Origin of the sequence: Paludibacter jiangxiensis, assembly GCF_001618385.1 — a bacterium.
Taxonomy (GTDB): domain Bacteria; phylum Bacteroidota; class Bacteroidia; order Bacteroidales; family Paludibacteraceae; genus Microbacter; species Microbacter jiangxiensis.
Genome location: NZ_BDCR01000002.1, coordinates 188,235 through 208,406 on the forward strand (window position 1 = coordinate 188,235; position 20,172 = coordinate 208,406).

Annotated in this window: 20 protein-coding genes and 1 riboswitch; of the genes, 17 read left to right on the forward strand and 3 right to left on the reverse strand. The window is 42.4% G+C overall.

The genetic code is table 11. The features are described from left to right. Window positions 1-170: 170 nt before the first annotated feature. The 10 genes from pyrF to PJIAN_RS05980 all read left to right on the forward strand — a co-directional run bounded on the left by pyrF (window position 171) and on the right by PJIAN_RS05980 (window position 8,304). On the forward strand, window positions 171-1,004 hold the full coding sequence (gene pyrF / locus PJIAN_RS05935) for an orotidine-5'-phosphate decarboxylase (RefSeq protein WP_068703045.1): 834 nt from the start codon (window positions 171-173) through the stop codon (window positions 1,002-1,004). 129 nt (window positions 1,005-1,133) lie between these two features. Continuing rightward, window positions 1,134-1,814, forward strand: a complete 681-nt coding sequence (locus PJIAN_RS05940; protein WP_084252304.1) for a zinc metallopeptidase — start codon at window positions 1,134-1,136, stop codon at window positions 1,812-1,814. 175 nt (window positions 1,815-1,989) lie between these two features. Beyond that, window positions 1,990-2,403 (forward strand): hypothetical protein, encoded by a 414-nt coding sequence (locus PJIAN_RS14895; RefSeq protein WP_153802495.1) that lies wholly within the window; start codon window positions 1,990-1,992, stop codon window positions 2,401-2,403. A 338-nt stretch (window positions 2,404-2,741) separates the two neighbouring features. Then, a complete protein-coding gene (locus PJIAN_RS05950; RefSeq protein WP_153802496.1) occupies window positions 2,742-3,287 on the forward strand; it encodes a hypothetical protein in 546 nt (181 codons plus the stop codon). A 399-nt stretch (window positions 3,288-3,686) separates the two neighbouring features. Next, window positions 3,687-4,202: an RNA polymerase sigma factor gene (locus PJIAN_RS05955; protein WP_201787344.1), complete on the forward strand. Its 516-nt coding sequence runs from the start codon at window positions 3,687-3,689 to the stop codon at window positions 4,200-4,202. A gap of 4 nt (window positions 4,203-4,206) precedes the next feature. Next, window positions 4,207-4,878 carry a hypothetical protein gene (locus PJIAN_RS05960; RefSeq protein ID WP_068703053.1) on the forward strand — a complete coding sequence of 224 codons (672 nt, stop codon included), beginning with the start codon at window positions 4,207-4,209 and terminating at the stop codon, window positions 4,876-4,878. A gap of 663 nt (window positions 4,879-5,541) precedes the next feature. Next, complete coding sequence (locus PJIAN_RS05965) at window positions 5,542-6,114, forward strand: RNA polymerase sigma factor (protein WP_068703055.1); 573 nt, start codon at window positions 5,542-5,544, stop codon at window positions 6,112-6,114. A 120-nt stretch (window positions 6,115-6,234) separates the two neighbouring features. Next, complete coding sequence (locus PJIAN_RS05970; protein WP_084252305.1) at window positions 6,235-6,504, forward strand: hypothetical protein; 270 nt, start codon at window positions 6,235-6,237, stop codon at window positions 6,502-6,504. Between the two features lie 58 nt (window positions 6,505-6,562). Next, complete coding sequence (locus PJIAN_RS05975) at window positions 6,563-7,480, forward strand: ABC transporter ATP-binding protein (RefSeq protein WP_068703057.1); 918 nt, start codon at window positions 6,563-6,565, stop codon at window positions 7,478-7,480. 20 nt (window positions 7,481-7,500) lie between these two features. Beyond that, window positions 7,501-8,304, forward strand: coding sequence for an ABC transporter permease (locus PJIAN_RS05980; RefSeq protein WP_236714380.1), 804 nt, complete (start codon window positions 7,501-7,503; stop codon window positions 8,302-8,304). A 93-nt stretch (window positions 8,305-8,397) separates the two neighbouring features. Here PJIAN_RS05980 and PJIAN_RS05985 read toward each other — a convergent pair whose 3' ends face one another. Continuing rightward, window positions 8,398-9,366, reverse strand: coding sequence for a helix-turn-helix domain-containing protein (locus tag PJIAN_RS05985; protein WP_068703058.1), 969 nt, complete (start codon window positions 9,364-9,366; stop codon window positions 8,398-8,400). A 326-nt stretch (window positions 9,367-9,692) separates the two neighbouring features. Here PJIAN_RS05985 and PJIAN_RS14985 point away from each other — a divergent pair, with 326 nt between their 5' ends. The 4 genes from PJIAN_RS14985 to PJIAN_RS06005 all read left to right on the forward strand — a co-directional run bounded on the left by PJIAN_RS14985 (window position 9,693) and on the right by PJIAN_RS06005 (window position 14,470). Next, a complete protein-coding gene (locus PJIAN_RS14985; protein WP_201787345.1) occupies window positions 9,693-9,998 on the forward strand; it encodes an LbetaH domain-containing protein in 306 nt (101 codons plus the stop codon). After that, on the forward strand, window positions 9,995-10,201 hold the full coding sequence (locus PJIAN_RS05995; protein ID WP_068703059.1) for a hypothetical protein: 207 nt from the start codon (window positions 9,995-9,997) through the stop codon (window positions 10,199-10,201). The genes PJIAN_RS14985 and PJIAN_RS05995 overlap by 4 nt, the downstream gene beginning before the upstream one ends. A gap of 546 nt (window positions 10,202-10,747) precedes the next feature. Then, window positions 10,748-12,493 carry an alpha/beta hydrolase-fold protein gene (locus PJIAN_RS06000; RefSeq protein ID WP_068703060.1) on the forward strand — a complete coding sequence of 582 codons (1,746 nt, stop codon included), beginning with the start codon at window positions 10,748-10,750 and terminating at the stop codon, window positions 12,491-12,493. A gap of 189 nt (window positions 12,494-12,682) precedes the next feature. Further along, window positions 12,683-14,470, forward strand: coding sequence for a B12-binding domain-containing radical SAM protein (locus PJIAN_RS06005; protein ID WP_068703061.1), 1,788 nt, complete (start codon window positions 12,683-12,685; stop codon window positions 14,468-14,470). Window positions 14,471-14,569: 99 nt separating this feature from the next. On the opposite strand, the gene PJIAN_RS15105 is transcribed toward PJIAN_RS06005, so the two are convergent. Beyond that, a complete protein-coding gene (locus PJIAN_RS15105) occupies window positions 14,570-14,689 on the reverse strand; it encodes an RNA-binding protein (protein ID WP_439951398.1) in 120 nt (39 codons plus the stop codon). A 265-nt stretch (window positions 14,690-14,954) separates the two neighbouring features. Between PJIAN_RS15105 and PJIAN_RS06010 the strand changes: the two genes are divergently transcribed. After that, window positions 14,955-15,365 (forward strand): secondary thiamine-phosphate synthase enzyme YjbQ, encoded by a 411-nt coding sequence (locus PJIAN_RS06010; RefSeq protein ID WP_068703063.1) that lies wholly within the window; start codon window positions 14,955-14,957, stop codon window positions 15,363-15,365. Window positions 15,366-15,376: 11 nt separating this feature from the next. Here the strand turns inward: PJIAN_RS06010 and PJIAN_RS06015 are convergent, their stop codons facing one another. Beyond that, a complete protein-coding gene (locus PJIAN_RS06015) occupies window positions 15,377-16,252 on the reverse strand; it encodes a DUF4197 domain-containing protein (RefSeq protein ID WP_172795581.1) in 876 nt (291 codons plus the stop codon). Between the two features lie 593 nt (window positions 16,253-16,845). Here PJIAN_RS06015 and PJIAN_RS06025 point away from each other — a divergent pair. Both PJIAN_RS06025 and PJIAN_RS06030 read left to right on the forward strand, forming a co-directional pair. Further along, complete coding sequence (locus PJIAN_RS06025) at window positions 16,846-17,670, forward strand: tRNA threonylcarbamoyladenosine dehydratase (RefSeq protein WP_068703069.1); 825 nt, start codon at window positions 16,846-16,848, stop codon at window positions 17,668-17,670. A 112-nt stretch (window positions 17,671-17,782) separates the two neighbouring features. After that, window positions 17,783-18,049, forward strand: a riboswitch (cobalamin riboswitch). A 99-nt stretch (window positions 18,050-18,148) separates the two neighbouring features. Next, a complete protein-coding gene (locus PJIAN_RS06030; protein ID WP_084252294.1) occupies window positions 18,149-20,167 on the forward strand; it encodes a TonB-dependent receptor plug domain-containing protein in 2,019 nt (672 codons plus the stop codon). The last annotated feature ends 5 nt before the right edge of the window (window positions 20,168-20,172 follow it).

The following is a 20,172-nucleotide window of genomic DNA, read 5'->3' on the forward strand; positions in this document are numbered from 1 at the left end:
TAGCCCAAATATCGCCGAATTTTTTGTTCCGTTTACTCGGATGCAGCCTCACAAATCCGTATCTTTGCATAAATAATCAGGATTGAGTAATTGTTGATTCTACTGCCTGTTTATCAAAGGTGTAGTTGTGTTACTCACTACTCGTTACTCACCACTCATTACTAATTAATATGACATCTCAAGAACTTTTTGCAAACATCTGCCGTAAAAAATCATTTCTTTGTGTAGGACTGGATACAGACCTGAAAAAAATTCCACAGCACCTGTTGAATGAGGAGGATCCTATTTTTGCTTTTAACAAGGCAATTATTGATGCAACCGCAGATCTTTGCGTTGCTTACAAACCGAATCTTGCTTTTTACGAAAGTCTTGGAGTGACAGGTTGGCAGGCGCTCGAAAAAACGGTAAACTATATTCGCGAAAACTATCCCGATCAGTTCCTCATTGCTGATGCCAAGCGCGGCGATATTGGGAATACTTCAGAAATGTATGCGCGTACGTTCTTCCAGCATTTCAACTTCGATTCGGTGACTGTGGCGCCTTACATGGGTGAAGATTCGGTCAAACCGTTTCTGGGTTACGAAGGGAAATGGGTCATTTTGCTGGCATTGACTTCAAACAAAGGATCGCACGATTTTCAGTTCACACAGGATGAGGGAGGTGAACGCCTTTTTGAAAAAGTGCTTCGTAAATCGCAGGAGTGGGGCAGTACAGACACATTGATGTATGTGGTCGGTGCGACACAGGGAAGCATGTTTGCTGATATCCGCAAAGTGGCTCCCGAACATTTTCTACTGGTTCCCGGTGTGGGAGCTCAGGGCGGCGATTTGAATGAAGTGTGCAAATACGGGTTGAACAGTAAATGCGGTCTTATTGTAAACTCTTCTCGTCAGATTTTGTACGCTGCGAAAGATGAAACTTTTGCAGAAGCAGCACGTTGTGAAGCCGGAAAAGTACAGGCCGACATGGAGGCTATTCTCCGTAGTAACAATCTGATCGGATAATTTGTCTGTTTACAGCCTTTTACGATTCTTCTGCTTTTTTATAACTGCCAAATTTGCAGTTGGCTTACCATTTGCAGATATTTGTAAGTAAGAAGAAATTCTTTGTAAACGTAAAAATATAACGCTATGATGATTTATGTGATTTTTGGTGTCTTTGCGCTCATAAGCTGGATAGTACAGCAAAGCCTTCAATCGAAATTCAAAAAGTATTCGCAAATTCCTATTCCCAACGGTATGACCGGAAAGGATGTGGCAGAACGCATGCTGCGCGAAAACGGGATTTATGATGTAAAGGTTATTTCTGTTGAAGGAGAACTGACCGACCACTATAATCCGGCTAATAAAACGGTAAACCTGAGCGAACCTGTTTTTATGAGTAACAGCGTTGCGGCAGCAGCTGTGGCAGCTCACGAATGCGGACACGCTGTGCAACATGCAACGGCCTATGCTCCGTTAAAGATGCGTTCGGCATTAGTACCTGTTGTGAGCTTTGCTTCCAATTGGGTGCAATGGGTGTTGCTGGGCGGTATCCTGCTGGTGCATACATTTCCGGCGTTGTTGTTGTTCGGTATCGTTCTTTTTGCCATGACGACTTTGTTCAGCGTGATTACATTGCCGGTGGAAATCAACGCCAGTGCCCGTGCATTGGCATGGCTTAACCGTTCGGGAATCACCAACGTTTCTACTTACGAACCGGCTAAAGATGCTTTGAAGACGGCGGCTTATACCTATGTGGTGGCAGCCCTCAGCTCTCTGGCAACCCTTTTCTACTACATTATGATCTTTATGGGTGGCAACCGTCGGGATTAAGCTCTGATCGCTGAAAAAATAGTAGCGGCCTTGCAAGCAATACGTTTGCAAGGCCGCTTTTTTTTATTTGGTGGAAAAACCATTACATTTGAAGAGATTTGTAACACAGCAATCTATGTCGAACAGAATAAGTATGTCTATCAATGAGTCAATGCGTAATTAACGTTTACAAAAGATGAGAAAACTGATGTTATTGGCAATGATTTGTTTTTTATCTTGTTCGAAAAACAATAATCAAAAAGAGTTTTTCTTGACAAATGGAAGCCGTAAATTTTGGAATGTTGTTTATGATTCCCATTTTTATGATAAAAAAAACAGCAAAATATATCCTTTATATTGCTACGTATTTGATAAAGATCATAAGTGGCTTTTTTGTGAATATAGACAAGGGGCTTGTGTTTTGTATGATAATGGCGATATTGAGATTCCACCGATCTGGAATTTAGAAGCTGATAACTCTATTATACTTGGTTTAAGGTATTGTAAAATAATTAAATTAACGAGGGATTCTCTTATATATGTTTGGAATAGAACCGATAGTGTAGTATTAGCAAAGAGTTGTAATATTCCAGTTTTACGGATAAAATAATTTATTTTCGGAGTTTCCCCTTGGTGTAAGTAAAACAGTGATCTGGAATTTCCAGATATTTCAATAAAAATAGAATGCAATTAACCCTAAATAAGATATTAGTTACCATTGTTGTATGGGGTTTGATCTCGATGCAATTGTTTGCCCAATTCGATAAGTTTTGCATTGAATTTCATCCTTCTTTTTTAACTGGGTCGAAATTGCAAGTTGACAAAGCAGATGATGGTTACACAATGTGCTTTCAAAGCAATGGGATAAACCAACAATGTGCTGTGCCCGATTCTTTTGCTGTTGTGCTGGAGGATTTTTTATCAAGCTATCAATGTACAAACAAAACAATGATAAATACCATTCTGCATAAAAGTGTGCTGCAGAATGGAGATACCATCACAGAGCGTGAAATATGTATTGGAACAGACGGGATTACAGTAGCCGGAGAGATTCAGTTTGCAGGACAGATAAAACCATTTCAATTTTGGTCACCCAGGAAAAATGATAAAAATCATGAGTTGGTGGCTTTGCTGTTTTCACTGATGAACAATAGCCTTACAGATACGGTGATAGTAAACTATCAGGAGCGGCTGGAACAATATTTCGATTTTGGTCTGGGATTGAAAAAGATAAGCGATAAGCCTTTGCAGTATAAATTGTATGGCGGTATTTCCGAAGATAAGTCGAAACAATTACTTAACTTTTTTGAGAAATTGCCGAAAAACAAATATGTATATATTGACATGTCCAATTTTGAAGGTATGGGAACAATGTTTGATGATGATTTTCTCGAAGTAACAGAGGAACACAAGCATCTGTTTTGGATAAAATGTTCTCCGATTGCAAAGAAATCGCTTGAAAGAGCAGAAATTGCCTCGAATAGAATTCAATAGAATAAATATGATCGTCGCTGACTGCTGAAAATCTGTGTAAGTTAAGCATTCTATATGAGTTTGATATAAGGAATTTTGCGAATTCCAATTCGCAAAATTCGTGGGTGCGGCGACCTTCGAGTAGCCGGTTATGCTAAGTATATACTACAACGAATTGGTTAGTATTGCATCCGGCATACGAGCGCGATATTTTACTTTTACTTTTCTTTTGGGGAAATCACCTGTTTTTATCATTCTACAAAGTAATCGCTGGTGCGCTTTTGTAAAGCGTGTTTTTGTTATGATGCATCGGAGAAAGATCTATATTTCGGATATTTCTCCGCTTTTTTGTGGTGCAAAATGTGATTTTTCAGTTTGTTGTGCGAATAATGATATGAAGTAACAATCATACAGATGGAGATGCCGAATAAAAAAAGAGAGTTTCTGGCTCTCATTCAGGAAAACAAAAGGCTTATATTTAAGATTTGCAATACCTATTGCAGCAACAGGGAGGATCGGGAAGATCTTGCGCAGGAGATTGTGTATCAGCTATGGCGATCGGAACATACGTACGATGCCGGATATAAATTCTCAACATGGATGTACCGGGTAGCCCTCAATGTGGCTATCTCTTTTTACAGAAGTCATGCCAACACAGGTTCGATGGTCTCTTTCGATGATTGTGCAAACGATGTGGAAAACGCAATTGCAGAGGATACGGAGTATGAAAATGAGATAGAAAAGAATAGGCAGTTGCTGTATCGGCTTATAGGCGAACTCAAAGAACTGGACAGGATGCTGATACTTCTCTTTCTGGAAGCAAAAAGTTATAAGGAAATAGCTGAAATTGCAGGTATTACCGAAACAAATGTAGCGACCAGAATCAATCGTATTAAGGAAAAACTGAAGCAACAAATTACCTACTCAAATAATTGAATGTATGCAAGACGATTATTTAATGAAAATCTGGCAGGTGAACGATTCGCAGATAGATCATTTTTTGGAAATAGACGAACCTGCTTTTGAAAAGCTGCAACATGAGAAAGCAAAATTGCAACTCAATAAATTAATTGTGCCCAAGCTGACCGGCATTTTGCTCGGGTTAGGATGGATAGCTTTTATGATACTGCTTATTTCTCTGAGTATGCGTTACTCTCCCGTCTCTTCGGGAAAAATATTTTTTATCGGATCGCTTGGTGTTATAGCTGTAACTACTGCCATCGCCGTGTTTTTGTATGTCAAAGACCTGTACACTATCAGACAAATCGGGTATGAAGATAGCGTGGTTGCTATTCAGCAGAAACTGGCTGAATTGCAGTGTTCTGTCATTAAGTCGGTGCGGATCATGTGGCTGCAACTTCCGTTTTATACCACCTGGTATTTGAATTACGACATGCTTCTGCACGGGTCTGTTCTGTTTCGTATCGTTCAGTTTCTGGTTACCGGAGGGGCGGTGTGGCTGTCGGTCTGGTTATTCCGAAACATCCGCTACGAGAATCGACATAAAAAACGGGTGTGGGGCTTTATGCGTGGGTATGGTTTCTCTTCTGTCTCCCGAGCCATTGAGTTTATGAACGAAATTGAGCATTTCAAAGCACAACCGGAGAATTAAACAAGATAAATATCTTTGTCTCCTGTGCCGCGTAAGTTCAGTTAGTCGTGCCCACACGGTTATTAGCTGCTGCTGATTTCCGGTTGCCAGTCACTCCCTCCGTTCTCTGTAGCCTGTCAAACTGATTGAGGTTCGGTGTATGGCTCTGCCTACGTCGGATAGAATAGCAAGGCTCCCGCCTTGCAACTCTCAAAGTAGGAGCTTCTTCTCTCCTGCCGATTTGTAATTAGCTCGCTAATCTTCGATTCCGACAGGACGGGAGAGAGTTGCTAATTGCTGTCAAAGCACCACTTCCAAATACATCAGGAACTTTGGAAAGATCATCCGGATTTGCCTGACAAATGGCTGGCTTCAAAAAAATCCGTTTATCAACTACAAAGCACCCACAGGTAGTCAATCCGACAAATATTTACCTATTCTGAGCAATCAAGGAATGAATTCCTCTCTAAAATAAACAGCAGATGCCTTTGTTATAAACAAGGAGCTGACTTCCCAAATTGCCCGACACACCTTCTCTTTTACCGTCACGCTTTCAAACGGTGTCCCGATCGAAAGTGCTTACACAATGCCCGGACTAAAATCTTAAAGCTAACGCAGAGATTCATAAATAAAAAATATTCTATATTTGAAGTATTATTTTTTATTAGTCGTCTTCCAAAATATATGGAAAACTTAAATGCATCTTCAGACACTACCAAACATCAATCTGTATTGTATGCAGTGCAGAATTATGGAAAGCGGTTATATCGTTTTATACGGAGTCGTGTAAACAATGATGAAGACGCTGAAGATATTTTGCAGGATGTCTGGTACCAGTTGAGTAGTATTATCGACACCGAGCCCATCGATCAGATGAGCGGATGGCTGTATAGGGTAAGCAAAAACAAAATAATTGACCGGAACAAGAAACACAAAACCTTGTCGCTGGAAGATTTTGCTTATGAAGCTGAAGATGGGCAACTGGTATTTCCGGATGTCATTCTAAGTGATGCGTTGGATGCCGGAGTTAAAATGGATACCGCATTACTTCGGGAACTCTTTTTTAAGGCACTGGATGAATTACCCGAAAAACAACGTCAGGTATTTGTATGGAACGAAATGGAAGATATGACCCTTCAGCAAATTGCTGACCAAACGGGCGAGAGTATTAAAACGATTATTTCAAGGAAAAGATATGCAGTTGCCCGATTGAGAGAGCAACTGCAAGATATATATGATGAATTACTAACAAAATAAGTAACGAAAATGAGAACAGAAATGAATTTAGAACCCAGACAGAGAAGCCGCTTCAGGAGTAGAAGAGTTTTTTTTATCCCCATCATTGTGGTTGGTATCTTTATATTTAGCGGAGTTGTAATGCTCCTGTGGAACGCTGTACTGCCTGCAGCCATAACCGGTGTGCATGCAATAACCTACTGGCAGGCCATGGGCATACTGGTATTAGCAAAACTTCTTTTCGGTGGCTTCAGAGGCATGCATCATCATGGTCACCTGCATCACCGCCACATGGAAAGGGATTTGAGGGAAAAGTGGATGCAAATGGATCCTCAGGAAAGAGAAAAGATAAGAGGTGAATTGAAAAATGAATGGAGGCAACGTTTTGGTCACATCGATAGACCTGAATAAAAAGAAAAGGAACTAAAAATTGTTCTAACTATTGTGTAGAATAGAAAGGAGTTATGAAGTGAAAACAAACAGCATTGAGGTGAGAAACCTCACTAAAAAATTCGGTGATTTTACGGCCGTGGATAATATCTCGTTCGATGTGGAACAGGGAACGATCTTTGCCTTTCTGGGTCCCAATGGAGCCGGTAAAAGTACCACAATCAACACCCTTTGTACCATACTGGAAAAGACGGAAGGGATATTGAAGATAAACGGAAACGATGTATCCAGACAAAAAGATCTTGTAAGGAATGATATAGGAATTGTTTTTCAGGATTCAACCATGGACGGAAAACTCACGGTGGAAGAAAACCTGAAATTGCATTGTGATTTCTACAAAGTTCCCAAAACGGAAGTAAAAGAACGCATTGACTTTGTGCTCGATCTGGTAGATATAAAAAACAGAAAAAAATCACCTGTTGACAGTCTTTCGGGCGGTATGAAAAGGCGAGCTGAAATTGCCCGCGGATTGGTGCATTTCCCAAAGGTCCTTTTTCTGGACGAGCCCACCACCGGTTTGGATCCGCAAACACGGGCAAACGTGTGGGATTATATTCACAAATTACAGAAACAAAAGAACATTACCATTTTTCTGACTACTCACTACATGGATGAAGCGGAAATATGCAATCAGGTAGCCATTATCGATGGTGGGAAAATTGTGGCACACGACACCCCCGCAAACCTGAAGAAAAAATACACTAACACCACCATGAAACTGATGACGAATGATAGCGACAACCTGAAAGCATATCTGACGGAACGTTCCATTAAACACAGTGCTGATAGGGATGTGGTAACTATTTATGCAACCGACACGGCTGATGTGCTGGATATTACCAACACGTTCAGAGAATCGATAGAAGATATAGAAATTAATAAAGGCACCCTGAACGACGTGTTTATTGCCATAACCGGAAAGGAGATAAGAGAATGATACGACCCATTAAAGCAATCATGTTACGTAACCTGCTTAAATTGCAAAGAGACCGCATGAAGCTGTTTATGAATCTTTTTATGTCGGGTCTGTTCCTGTTTATATTTTCATTTATAATGAAATCGGCGGCTCCGGGCATGGATCATCCGATGAACTACCTGATTTCCGGCATTATCATCATGACGGTCTTTCAATCGGCACTGAGTAATTCGATGAACATACTGGAAGATATTACTTCGGGGGTAATGAAAGAAATTCTGGTTGCACCCATTACCCGTTGGCAAATTGCCATCGGACACGTACTCTCGGCTATGGTAGTGTCTGTCATACAAGGTTTAATCATTGTAATTATCGGCATGTTTATGGGGCTTACGCTAAGTTTTCTATCTGCAATAGCCATGGTTGGACTTATGCTTCTGGTTGGTTTGACATTCAGTACGCTGGGACTCTACCTGGCTACATTATCCAAAGAATCCAGTAATTTTCAACTGCTTATCGCCATCCTTTCGTTTCCGTTGACCTTTCTTTCGGGCGCGTATATCCCTACCATGGCATTGCCAACAATATTAATGCCTCTTGTATATCTGAATCCGTTGACCTACACGACAGCCGCTTTTCGGTTTGTCACTTTACACATGGAAGGAACACCGGTGTCAGGATTGGTTAACGCTGGTGTGGCTTTCGATGTCAATGGATTTATTATTACCCCGTTATTGAGTTTATTATTCATTGGTTTACTGTGTGCCCTGTTTTTTGTCCTGTGTGTGAATCGCTTTAATTCAGCCGATTTCTCTAGGGTAAAGACTTTCAAACATGTTCGTTAAATTACCAGAACCTACCTACTACGGTATCAACTACCTGCGCTGCCCCTCCTCACAAACGAAGGGCAGTTGCTATGTATAAGAACTTGGTTTCTTTTAATGCTTCGCCTTACTATATTGTTTCGGTTTCAACCCAATATGTTCCTCAAAAACCCGTGAGAAATGACTTAGGTTGGTAAATCCCATCCGGTAACCCGCATCCGAAACCGATAGTTTTTCCTCTATCAGCAGGCGGGCGGCTTCCTGTATCCTGAATTGCTGATAATAACTGAAAATGCTGTTTCCGAAAATTTGTTTGAATAATCGTTTCAGTTTAGTAGGACTCATGCAGGCATATTTCGCCAATTCATTTATCACCGGTGGAGTTTCCAACTGGTTAAGCATTTGCTCCTTTACTTTGTATAGGGCTTGTATGTCGTGTGCATTCAAAGAGTAAAGCTGTTGCTCGTCCCGTTTTTCCAATTCCATCAACAACCGACAAATCAGCTCTTCGGCCTTTACCCTTTGGAAAAACGATTCAAAAGCGGGATCAACCTGTTCTGTTACAATTTCATCCACAATTTTTTGTAACGAAGGATAAATCATTTGTTCGAAGAGTAATGGTTGTGTGTTTTGTAACAGACTTTGCAAAACTGGTGATTTTTCAGATAATTCAAACAATTCGTTCAAATAAGTTGCATCTACTTCTATATTAACGACCTCGGTATTTGTATGAATTAAAATAAGGTCATCGGTATTTATCGTGCTGGTCGCAACTAATACGGAAGGTACTCCTGTTACGTGCCTTTTTGCTATGACTGTTTCTTTCTTTGGGAATATGTTCTGAAACTTGAAAAATATCATTCTCTTTGAAGCATCGATATCCTGATTTTCCACCACCAAATCTTCATTGAGTTCATAATTGCTGATGATCATTCGGATATGCTCATTGAAGACATATCCTGCGCAGTAGCCCTTTCCATATCTTTCAGGAATTTCTAATCTTCTACCCTTTATTTCCGTTTGCAACAACTGAGCAAGATTTTGTATGATATTCGGTATAGTTTGTTGTATGTCTTTTTCCATGATTTGTCTTTTGCGACTATTTTTAGGGCAAATGTAGTTATTTTATCTCTTGAGAAGCCGATATTTTTGCATCATTATTTATACAGAGTAAAGAATGAGTCATGTATATGTTTGACAAACTATTAGAAAGTAATTGCTATTCTAACAATAAGATAATCAGGAAAGCAGCCGGTAACTTACTGGAAAAATTTTATTGCTGCGAAATCAATTGTACTAATATAGACAAAAGCGTACGGTTCGCCCACCATGCACGTGGATGCACAATTATTGCTGCGCAAATTTGCGAAAACGTTGTAATTTTTCAAAACGTAACAATTGGTTCCAATATGCGGTACAACAAACTAACCGGCGAATGGGAAAATGTAGGTACTCCGATAATTTGTAAAAACGTTGTGGTTGCCGATGGAGCAAAGATTTTAGGCCCCATAATAATCGGTGAAAATACGGTTGTAGCGGCCGGCTCAATAATTACAAAAGATGTCCCCGCCAACAGTATAGCTTATGGTGTGAATCAATTCAGGATAAAAGATACCAACTATGACTTTGTATTTAACGCAGCCGGAATAAACCCTGAGAAAATTATTGAAGCCAATAATGACTTGATAACAAGATTTGAAATAAATGAAAGATGAAAACAACAGAACCTATCAATATCAAAACGATGAATTTTAATCAATTATTCAAGCAAATATCTCCTGAAGAAATATCCGACAATGTATTCGCGTTAGTCGGTAAAGAATTTTATGTTATTACTGCTGGTAAGTACGATCATTATAATTCGATGACAGCAAGTGGGGGCGGTATGGGACTACTTTTCAAGAAACCCTCCATCTAGTGTGTTTTTCAAACAACCCCGGTTCAGTGTAGGCTCTGCCTACGCCGGATAGAATAGCAAGGCTCCTGCCTTGCAACACTCAAATTAGGAGCCTTTTCCGTTTTATCGACTGCAATTAGCTTCACTGATCGTTGATTCCGACAGGAAGACCTGTGGATGCGGTGACCTCTGAGTCGCCGGGAATCTCAGATGTATTTTGTAGAGTAAATATCCGGCAAAAATGGAAGAGCCAAAATATTTCCGTAAGTTTGTAATGAATATAGGGATGAGAAACGAAGCTGTTTTCAGTGACACAATAAATACGATACCAACAGACCACCGACAAACTGTACAAGCTAAGTGTATTTGTATGGGTTTGATATAAAGTATTCTGCGAATTTAAATCAATTTCTTTCCGTCGTTCAGCGATATTTCGCACTACCCATGGACGCGGCGAACTTTGTGTTGTCGGGTAGACCAACGCTTCTATGATAAAGTCCCACGAACGGGCGATGATACATTTGTAAAACGGTTAATTAAATAAAGCATTGTAAAGTCAGAATTAAAATGGGGAAATTGTTTCTTGTTGTAATCTTTGCATTGGGCGGGTTGGTCGCAATGGCTCAAAATATACCTAATTCTGCTTATCCGTACGATCCGGCAACAAAACCAAATCAGCATATAACTCCAGGTGAAATCATCGAAAAAGAGTTCTCTGCATCTAAAATATATCCGGGTACGAGCCGTAAATATTGGATTTATATTCCTGCCGGCTATACGCCTGCAAAACCGGCTTGCCTTTATGTCAGCATGGATGGAATTTTGCTTAATGCACCCACTGTTTTTGATAATTTAATAGCCTCGGGCCAAATGCCCGTTACAATAGGTATTTTTGTCGGTCCCGGCGAGGTTAAAGATAATGACAATAATACTTTACGGTTTAATCGCAGCAATGAATTCGACAAAACAGATGGCACCTTTGTTCGTTTTTTGTTGGAAGAATTACTTCCTGAGGTGGAAAAGCAAAAAACGAAAGATGGCCGGACTATTCTTTTTTCCGAAGATGCAAACGACCGGGCAATTGCCGGACTCAGCAGCGGTGCTATTTGTGCGTTTACGGCCGCATGGCAACGTCCCGACAAATTTAGTCGCGTATTTAGTGCTGTTGGAACTTATGTTGCGATGAGAGGAGGAAATGAATATCCAGCATTAATCCGGAAAACAGAACCGAAACCAATACGAATCTTCTTGCAGGATGGTATTAACGATGTCTGGAATCCGTTGTTTGGTCATTGGTATGAATCGAATTTGCTGATGGAGTCGGCATTAGATTTTGCAGGTTACGAAGTAGAACATAATTGGGGTCGCGGTAAACATGATGTTATTCATGCATCCAAAATATTCCCCGATGTAATGCGTTGGTTGTGGAAAGGATATCCTGCGAGAGTTCAAAAAGGAAACTCTCTGAACGATATGTTGGCCTCTATCCTTTTGCCGGACTCTGACTGGAAAGAGATCGACTCCCGAATTTCTCCTTCCGGTCAACTCTTTACCGATGAGGCAGGGAATGTCATTTTTCAAAATCAGGAAGGATTTGTTTGTAAAGTAGATTCCAGCCATGCCATTACATCACGGTTAAAACTATCCAATGATGAGAGATTAATTGGCACCGATGGTAACGAACTGTTTATTGCTACTTCTAACGGAACAATTAAGAAGGGATCCACAACGAAAAAGAATATTATCGCAAAAGGAATTCCGCATGTCAAAGAGCTTCTGGTAACTTCTGAAAAAGATATTTACCTGTTGCAGGAGAACTCCCAAAATGACAATAATTTATATTTGATTCGACACAATAAAATTACAAGGATAAAAAACAATCAGCCTGGTTTGGGAAGTGAAATCGCCATTAGTCCGGATCATAAATTGTTGATGCAGAATGAAAAGAATTCGCAATGGATTTACAGTTCTATGATTGATGCAGAAGGCAATCTGCTGTACGGGCAACGTTTTTATTGGTTGCATAATACGGATAATTTTGATTTTACGGAAAATGGGAATATTACATTCGATATCAACGGCAACCTCTATGTCGCCACTAAAATGGGAATTCAGGTTTGTGACATGAATGGTCGTGTCCGGGCAATATTGTCGTTGCCTTCTGGTCGTGTTTCTTCAGTCATATTTGGAGGTAAAAATCATGCTGTTTTGTATGCTGTATCAAACGGTAAGCTTTTCTATCGTAAAATGAATGTGTCCGGATCAGCACCATGGATGTCGCCTATCAAACTGAAATCACAAGGCGCAGGATAATGGGACGATAAAGTCAGGCGTTGCTGAATAGTGCTTTCCTGCAGTTGTGAGTTGGAATTAACTCCTTTTAGTCGTTCAACGATGTTTTGCATGCTCCATGGTTGCGGTTGCCTCCGGGTTGGCGGGTGTGCTGAATGATAATAGGGCGGAGCCGAAATAATTCAGTAAGTTTGCAAAAAATATTTCCGCATGAAGATTCTGCTTGTTACTCCTCCGCTTACTCAACTCAATACACCATATCCAGCTACCTGTCATTTACAGGGTTTTCTCCGATCACGTGGAATTGATGCCGGACAGATGGATTTGAGTATTGAACTAATTGAGCATCTTTTTACAAGAGAACAGCTTAGCCGGATTTTCCAGGCCGATTTTTCGGGTAGAAAACTATCCCGACAATCTAAAAATATACTGGAGCAATACGGGTTTTATATACAAACCATTGAACCGGTAATGCGGTTTCTGAGTGGTCGCGACAGTAGTCTTGCGCAACGTTTCAGCGATCTTGATTTTTGGCCGCAAAGCAAACGTTTTCCATCGGAAGACGATCTCGAATGGGCTTTTGGTGTTATTGGAAATCATGATCGGGCAACACACCTCTGCACGCTCTTTCTGAAAGATTTGTGCGATTTTATCAACCAAAACCTTGATCCGAATTTTGAACTGATTCGTTACGCAGAGTCACTTTGTCTGCGCTTGCCAGAGTTCGTTTCTTTGCAACAAACTTTGCAACAGCCTCCGTCTTTAATCGACCAATTGATGCTGGATGTCTTTGCGCAAAAGATCAGGGCGTGCAATCCCGAAATGGTTGGTTTTTGCATTCCGTTCCCGGGAAATTTGTATGCCGGTTTGCGTTGCGCGCAATGGCTGCGGAAGGAATTTCCTTCGGTGAAAATTGTAATGGGAGGGGGCTATGTCAATACCGAATTGCGCAGCATTACCGATCCGACTATTTTTGACTACATTGATTACCTGACTTTCGACGATGGCGAGTTACCTTTGTTGCGCCTGATTGAAGGTGGCGAGATGGTGCGGACGCTTTACCGTAACGGAGCTGGCGAGATTGTCAGAGCAAATGCTGACAGCAAGGAGAATATTCCGTTTACTGAAACTGCTGCGCCCGATTATGACGGGCTGCTTCACAATAACTATATCAACCTGATAGAGCTGACCAATCCGATGCACGCTTTGTGGAGCAACGGGCGCTGGAATAAAATGATGCTGGCGCATGGCTGTTACTGGGGAAAATGTACTTTTTGCGACGGTTCGCTCGATTACATCCAACGCTTTGAAATGGCTCCCGTGGAACTGATCGTGGATCGGATGGAAGCCGTGATGCAGCAAACCGGACAGTCGGGATTTCACTTTGTGGATGAGGCGGCACCTCCGGCTTTATTGCGAAAATTGAGCGAGGAGATTTTGCGTCGCAAACTGACGGTAAGCTATTGGACCAATGTTCGTTTTGAAAAGTCGTACACTCCGGAGCTGTGTTACCTGATGGCAAAATCGGGTTGCATTGCTATTTCGGGAGGATTGGAGGTGGCTTCGCCCCGCATCCTGAAGATGATAAATAAAGGCATTACCATAGAAACAGCACGCGAAAGCATGAAGAACTTTGCCAACGCCGGCATAATGACGCATGCTTACCTGATGTATGGTTTCCCAACGGAAACGGCACAGGAAACGGTAGATTCTCTTGAGGTGGTGCGCGATTTGTTTGCTAACGGCTGGCTGCAATCGGCTTTTTGGCATCGCTACGCAATGACGGCTCACAGTCCTTCGGGTCTCAACCCCGAAAGTGTAGGGGCAAAGCACGTTAGCATTTCTGCCGGCACTTTTGCCAACAACGAAATTCCTTTTACGACTCCACACGAGATTGATCTGGATTATTACGGAGAGGGGCTTAATCTGGCAACCTACAACTATATGCAGGGCGCAGGCTTTGATATGCCGATCAAAAAATGGTTTGTGCGAAAGTGAAGTGATAATCTGGCAAGCAAGTAATATTGCATGAATAGATAAAAAGCCGGAATGAAGTTCTGAACCTCATTTCGGCTTTTTATTCCATTGAGAGAAGAGTTATTTCTTCTTCAGATCGTCAACAGTTTTTGTTTCTGTTTCGAGCTGATACGATGGAACGTGTTTGGCATGTTTGCCTGACTTTACTTTCTTGGGCTGTTTGTTTCCAGATGCTCCCATATTAAAACCTCCTATTTTATAAATAAAACATTGTATAATATGGAGTCGCGTTCGGTTATGAATCATAGCTGGACTGTGCTCCGTGGCTATTTAAAGCAAAAAACAAGCCATATCGAAAAGGTGTAAAATAGGCAGAAAAATGGCGTCATAATGACGCACTATTGTCAAATGGGCACAGGTTTGCCGATACATGCATGACGATTTTTTGTGTCGGGAAACAGATCATTTTATCTATTTTTGTGCGTCACTAAAATCGTTTTGTTTTATGGTCTCTCAAACTGAATTTTCATTGCGCCCCAAATCCCGTGGGTTTCATCTGGTAACGGACGAAATTGTGCGAAATCTTCCTCCTCTGCCCGAAAGCGGCTTGCTGCACCTGTTTATTCAGCATACTTCGGCAGCGCTTACCATCAACGAGAATGCCGATCCCGATGTGCAGGTGGATATGGGACGTATTTTTGATCGTTTGGTAAAAGAAAGCGAGCCTTACTACGAACACACTTTGGAGGGCGATGATGATATGCCTGCTCACGCTAAAACGACACTGGCGGGAGTAGGACTTACGATTCCTATCTCCCGCCAGCGGTTGAATATCGGTATTTGGCAGGGAATTTATCTCTGCGAATTTCGTAATCACGGCGGAGCACGCCGGATTGTGGCAACGGTATTGAGCTGAATTACTTTCGCTTATTTTTTATCCAGCAGTCCGAATACGCTTTGGAGGACACTGGTTACACGGGCAGCCGGGTTTTCGCGTATTTTCATCTCCTCGTTGCCGACAGTTGTAAACAGTCCGTTAAGCGCCTGCTCTGTAACATAACCGCTAAGGTTGGTGTTGACCGGAGCAAGGTTATAGGCGCTTCCTACCAGCGAATTGGCTACTTTATTATACGCCTTTGTTAGTTTTGCCCATGCATCTGTGGTGGACATGGTGCCAACCAGATTTTTATTCAATGAGGCTTCAACTTTGGGTTGATAAGCGGCCGTAAGTTGACTGTATGTGCTCTTTTTTAGATAGTTGGTTGCTCCTGTTTTGTCGCTACCAAACAAAATGGATGTGGCATCAGTAATGCTCATACCTGTAATGGCATTTACGAAAATGGGTTTTGCTTCACCGGCAGCATCTTCTGCAGCACGATTGAGTCGCAGTACCACATCATCAAGAAGGCTTTGGCCACCGGGAATCAGTTTGATATTGTTCACCAGGGGATCGGCTTCTTTGGGAAGAAGAATCTTCAATAGAGAATTTCCGAAATATCCGTTTTCTTTATTCAGTGATAGAACAGCATTGGTAACACCGGTTACAAGCGCTTCTTTCAGACCTGAAGCAGCGTTACTGTTTGAAGTCGCGGCAGTTGTTGCTGGTGTCGTAGCAGAAGCTACGTCTGTTTTTGTGGTGGCTGTACTTTTGCTTGTTGTACTGGTGGTTTTTGCTTTGGTAGTCGTTTTTGCAGTCGTGGTTTTTTTAGTGACTTTAGTAGTCGCTTCCGACTGGCAGAAAGGCATGCCGGCAATGAAAAGGCAAGTGATTGCAAACGCAATCATTTTTTTGAATGTGTTCATTCTGTTGTCCATGTTTAAAAAGCAGGAGGGAATCAAATTGTTTCCCGGTTGCTTCGTGTTTGTGATTTTATTTCTCTTTATGAAGACAAAGATAAAGAAATATTTTGTCAGAATGGAGCTTTGAACCGATTGAGGCAATAACCCTTGCCATGTATTGTTCGTACAGCATGTTAAGAATAGCAGAGATTGCGTATTAAATATATAGGCAAAAATAGCGGCTTAATTTGGAAAGAATGCTACGTCAGATTAGGATTGGCATTGTCCGGTGAGCCAAAAAACAAGAGAGGCAAGCGTAAAATTGTCCATTGTTTGAAGCTCCTGACGAAAGGAAGGGGCAAGTTTGGACAATTTAGCTTGACGAGCGCCGGTTTTTTGAGCGAAGCGGGCATAGCCTTGGCTTTTTTGCTTCCTTTTTGTGACAAGACAAAAAGGAAGTCGGGGTTATAGGGGCGGAAGCCCCTTATATAATTCTTCGAATGCGTAGTTCCTGTTAAGAATATGCGACAACTGTTTTTTATTGAGTTTTTTGCGTAATTTTGCACGCCCGTTTCGGATGAATGGGTTGAATAGCTAACCGTAAGAATAATAGAAAGATGGGTATTGAAAAAGGATTGTTTCAGCGTACGGAGTTATTGCTGGGTGATGATGTGATGGAGCGTATGGCCAATGCGCGGGTGATTATTTTTGGCGTTGGAGGAGTAGGAAGCTGGTGTGCCGAGAGTTTGGTACGAACCGGCATTAGGCATCTAACCATCGTCGATTCCGACCGTGTTTGCATGACCAACATCAACCGGCAGTTGCATGCTACCACCAAAACGGTGGGTGCAGTAAAGACCGAAGTGTTGAAACAGCGCCTCCTCGAAATTAATCCCAAAGCCGAAATTACAGCGATCCAACGTATTTACAACGAAGAAACATCCGATTCTTTCGATTTAGCATCCTATCATTTTGTGATCGATGCGATTGATAGCCTTGGCAGTAAAGCCCATCTTATTCGTACCGTTACCCGCACCAATGCGGTTCTTTTCTCTTCCATGGGAGCTTCGCTCAAATTGGATCCTACCCGTATTAAGATTGCTGAATTCTGGAAAGTAAACGGCTGTCCTCTTGGGTCGGCGCTTCGCAAGAAAATCCGTAAGGGAGAGAAACCGGCCAAGAAATTTCTCTGCGTTTATAGCGACGAGCTGCTTCAAAATCGCGGGCAAAAAGCAACCTGCGGCACCGAAAAATGCCTTTGCCCGAAGGCAGAGGTTGGCCCCGGCGATCCCGAACTGGTGAATCACGAATGGTGCAGCATGAAGGCTCAAATCAACGGAACGGCTGCGCATATCACGGCTATCTTTGGTTTTACGTTGGCTGGACTGGTAGTTCAGGCTATTAATAGTCAGCAGTACTCAATCGGCAGTGATCAGGAGTAGAATTAATTGTCTTTTATTGCATAATTCTACAAATCAATATTTTAAGTTGGTTGTTGGCTGCTATTTGCCAATAATCTTTCAGTTGTTCATTGTTCAAATAAAAAAATAGCAGTACCTTTGTCGTCGCATTGGTTCGCTTGTCCGGGTTCCCGGCAGGTGATGAAAAGGGAATCAGGTGTAAGTCCTGAACAGACCCGCTACTGTAAGTCCTATGCAACGTTTTGGCGCTACTTTAGCCACTGTTTTCAGTCGACAGTACACAGTCGACAGTACACAGATTAATTTCTGAATACTGAATACTGAGTACTGAATACTAATTGACGGGAAGGCTGTCCGAAACGGGGATAAGTCAGGAGACCTGCCATGCAGTTCACAGTTTAGGCTTTCGAGGAAAGAGCTTACAACCAAATGAGAATCGGCATAGTTTCCATTTGATTTTTTGCACAACCGCGAAGCTGTTTGTAATTCAAGCAGTTTTATGTTTTTACGTTCTCTTTGTATCCGTACCTTTTTGCTACGTTCCGGAATTAAATGTTTGGGAATAATGGCGTTGCTGGCGTTTTGTGCTCCGCTTTTTGCCCAGCTCGATTCCGTTCAGCGCATCCGTGAAGTGGTGGTTACGGCTACTCCTATGCCGCATATCAGCCAAACAGTGACTCCCGTTCAGGTTTTCGATAAAAATTCTATTCAACAATTCAATGTTCTTCAGCTTTCGGATGTGGTGAAACATTTTACCGGCGTGACGGTGAAGGACTACGGAGGAGTAGGGGGCTTAAAGACTGTTTCCATCCGAGGATTGGGCGCTACGCATACCGGTGTGAGTTACGATGGGGTAATGATGGGCGATATCCAAAACGGGCAGGTAGATTTGGGCCGCATGAACCTTTCGAATGTTGACGAAGTAGCGCTGGCCAATGGCAGCAATGCCGATTTGCTGCAAAGCGCAAGAGCTATGTCGGCCGGAGGTTTGCTAACGGTACAGAGTGCAAAACCGAAACTGGACAGCCTTCATCTGATGAAAACAGATGTTTCGCTCACGGCCGGTTCTTTCGGGTTGTTGCATCCGGCAATAGTGGTGCAGAACAGGCTGTCTGGTAAACTTCTTTCTTCGGTAATCGCCGATTATCAGTGCACCAACGGACGTTACCCGTTTACGTTTCAAAATGGAAATTTGCTGGAGCATTACAAACGAGCCAACAGCGACGTAAAGACTTTTCACGGGGAAGCCAATCTCTATTATCAGCCGGCTGAGGGTCGCGACTGGACATTCAAAGGCTATGCCTATACCAGCACGCGGGGATTGCCGGGAGCGGTCATTCTCTATAATCCGTTTGCAGCTGCCGGTCAGCGTTTGTGGGAAAACGATTATTTTATGCAATTGCAGTATAAGGTTGCGCTCTCTTCCACAACCCAATGGAAAACAAGCCTGAAAGCGGATTATTCGGATACCCGTTATGTGGATCCGTATTTCCTGAACTCTACCGGCGGTCTTGATGATCGCTACTACCAACAGGAGTATTACCTGACATCTTCTCTTTTCAAAAAAATATCAGACCGGTTGAACGCTTCAGCGGCACTGGATGCTCAATTGAATCATCTGACCTCTAATATGACAGACTTCCCGACACCGACCCGTTTTACCGGTTACGGACATGTCACAGGGCGTTATACGTCATCGGCTCTTAAAGTAGAGGCCTCTTTGCTGGCAACAACGCTTACCGAACATGTTGAACAGGGGACGGCGGCCAATGGGCACAATCGCCTTTCTCCACTGGTTTCTGTTGCATGGCTACCTTTTAAGGATGACCGCTTGCAATTGCGCGGATTCTATAAGGAGACTTTCCGAATGCCCACGTTCAATGATCTTTATTACAGTAGCATTGGGAACAAGGATTTGAAGCCCGAAACTGCCCGTCAGTGGAATGCCGGTATCTCTTATCAGAAAAAAACGCCGGATGGTTATTTGGCTTTGTCGCTCGACGGTTATTACAACCGGGTGTTGAACAAAATTATTGCGGTGCCGGCCAAAGACTTATTTGTGTGGTCGATGCTGAATCTCGGACTGGTAGAGACTACCGGCGCCGATGTGTCGGCGCGTGGCGGGTATAACTGCTCCCGTTCGTTGCACCTGACGATGGACGTGTCGTACACCTATCAACATGCCGTGGATAAAAGCAATCTGGTCAGCTCCTCGTACGGTCAGCTGATAGCGTATAGTCCCGAGCATTCGGGCGTGGCTACCCTCGGCGTACTTACTCCGTTGGTGAACGGTTCTGTCAATTGCATTTTCTCCGGTTATCGTTATGATTTGAGCCATTCAGTTATTGATGGTTATGCCGAAACCAGTGTGGCGCTCTGGCGTTCGTTTGTGCTGCACCACCTGACTACAGATCTGAAACTGGAGGTGCTGAACCTGACTGACGAACAGTATGTAATCGTGAAAAATTATCCGATGCCGGGCCGTTCGTGGCGCGTGAGTGTTGGAGTGAAGTTCTGAAATTA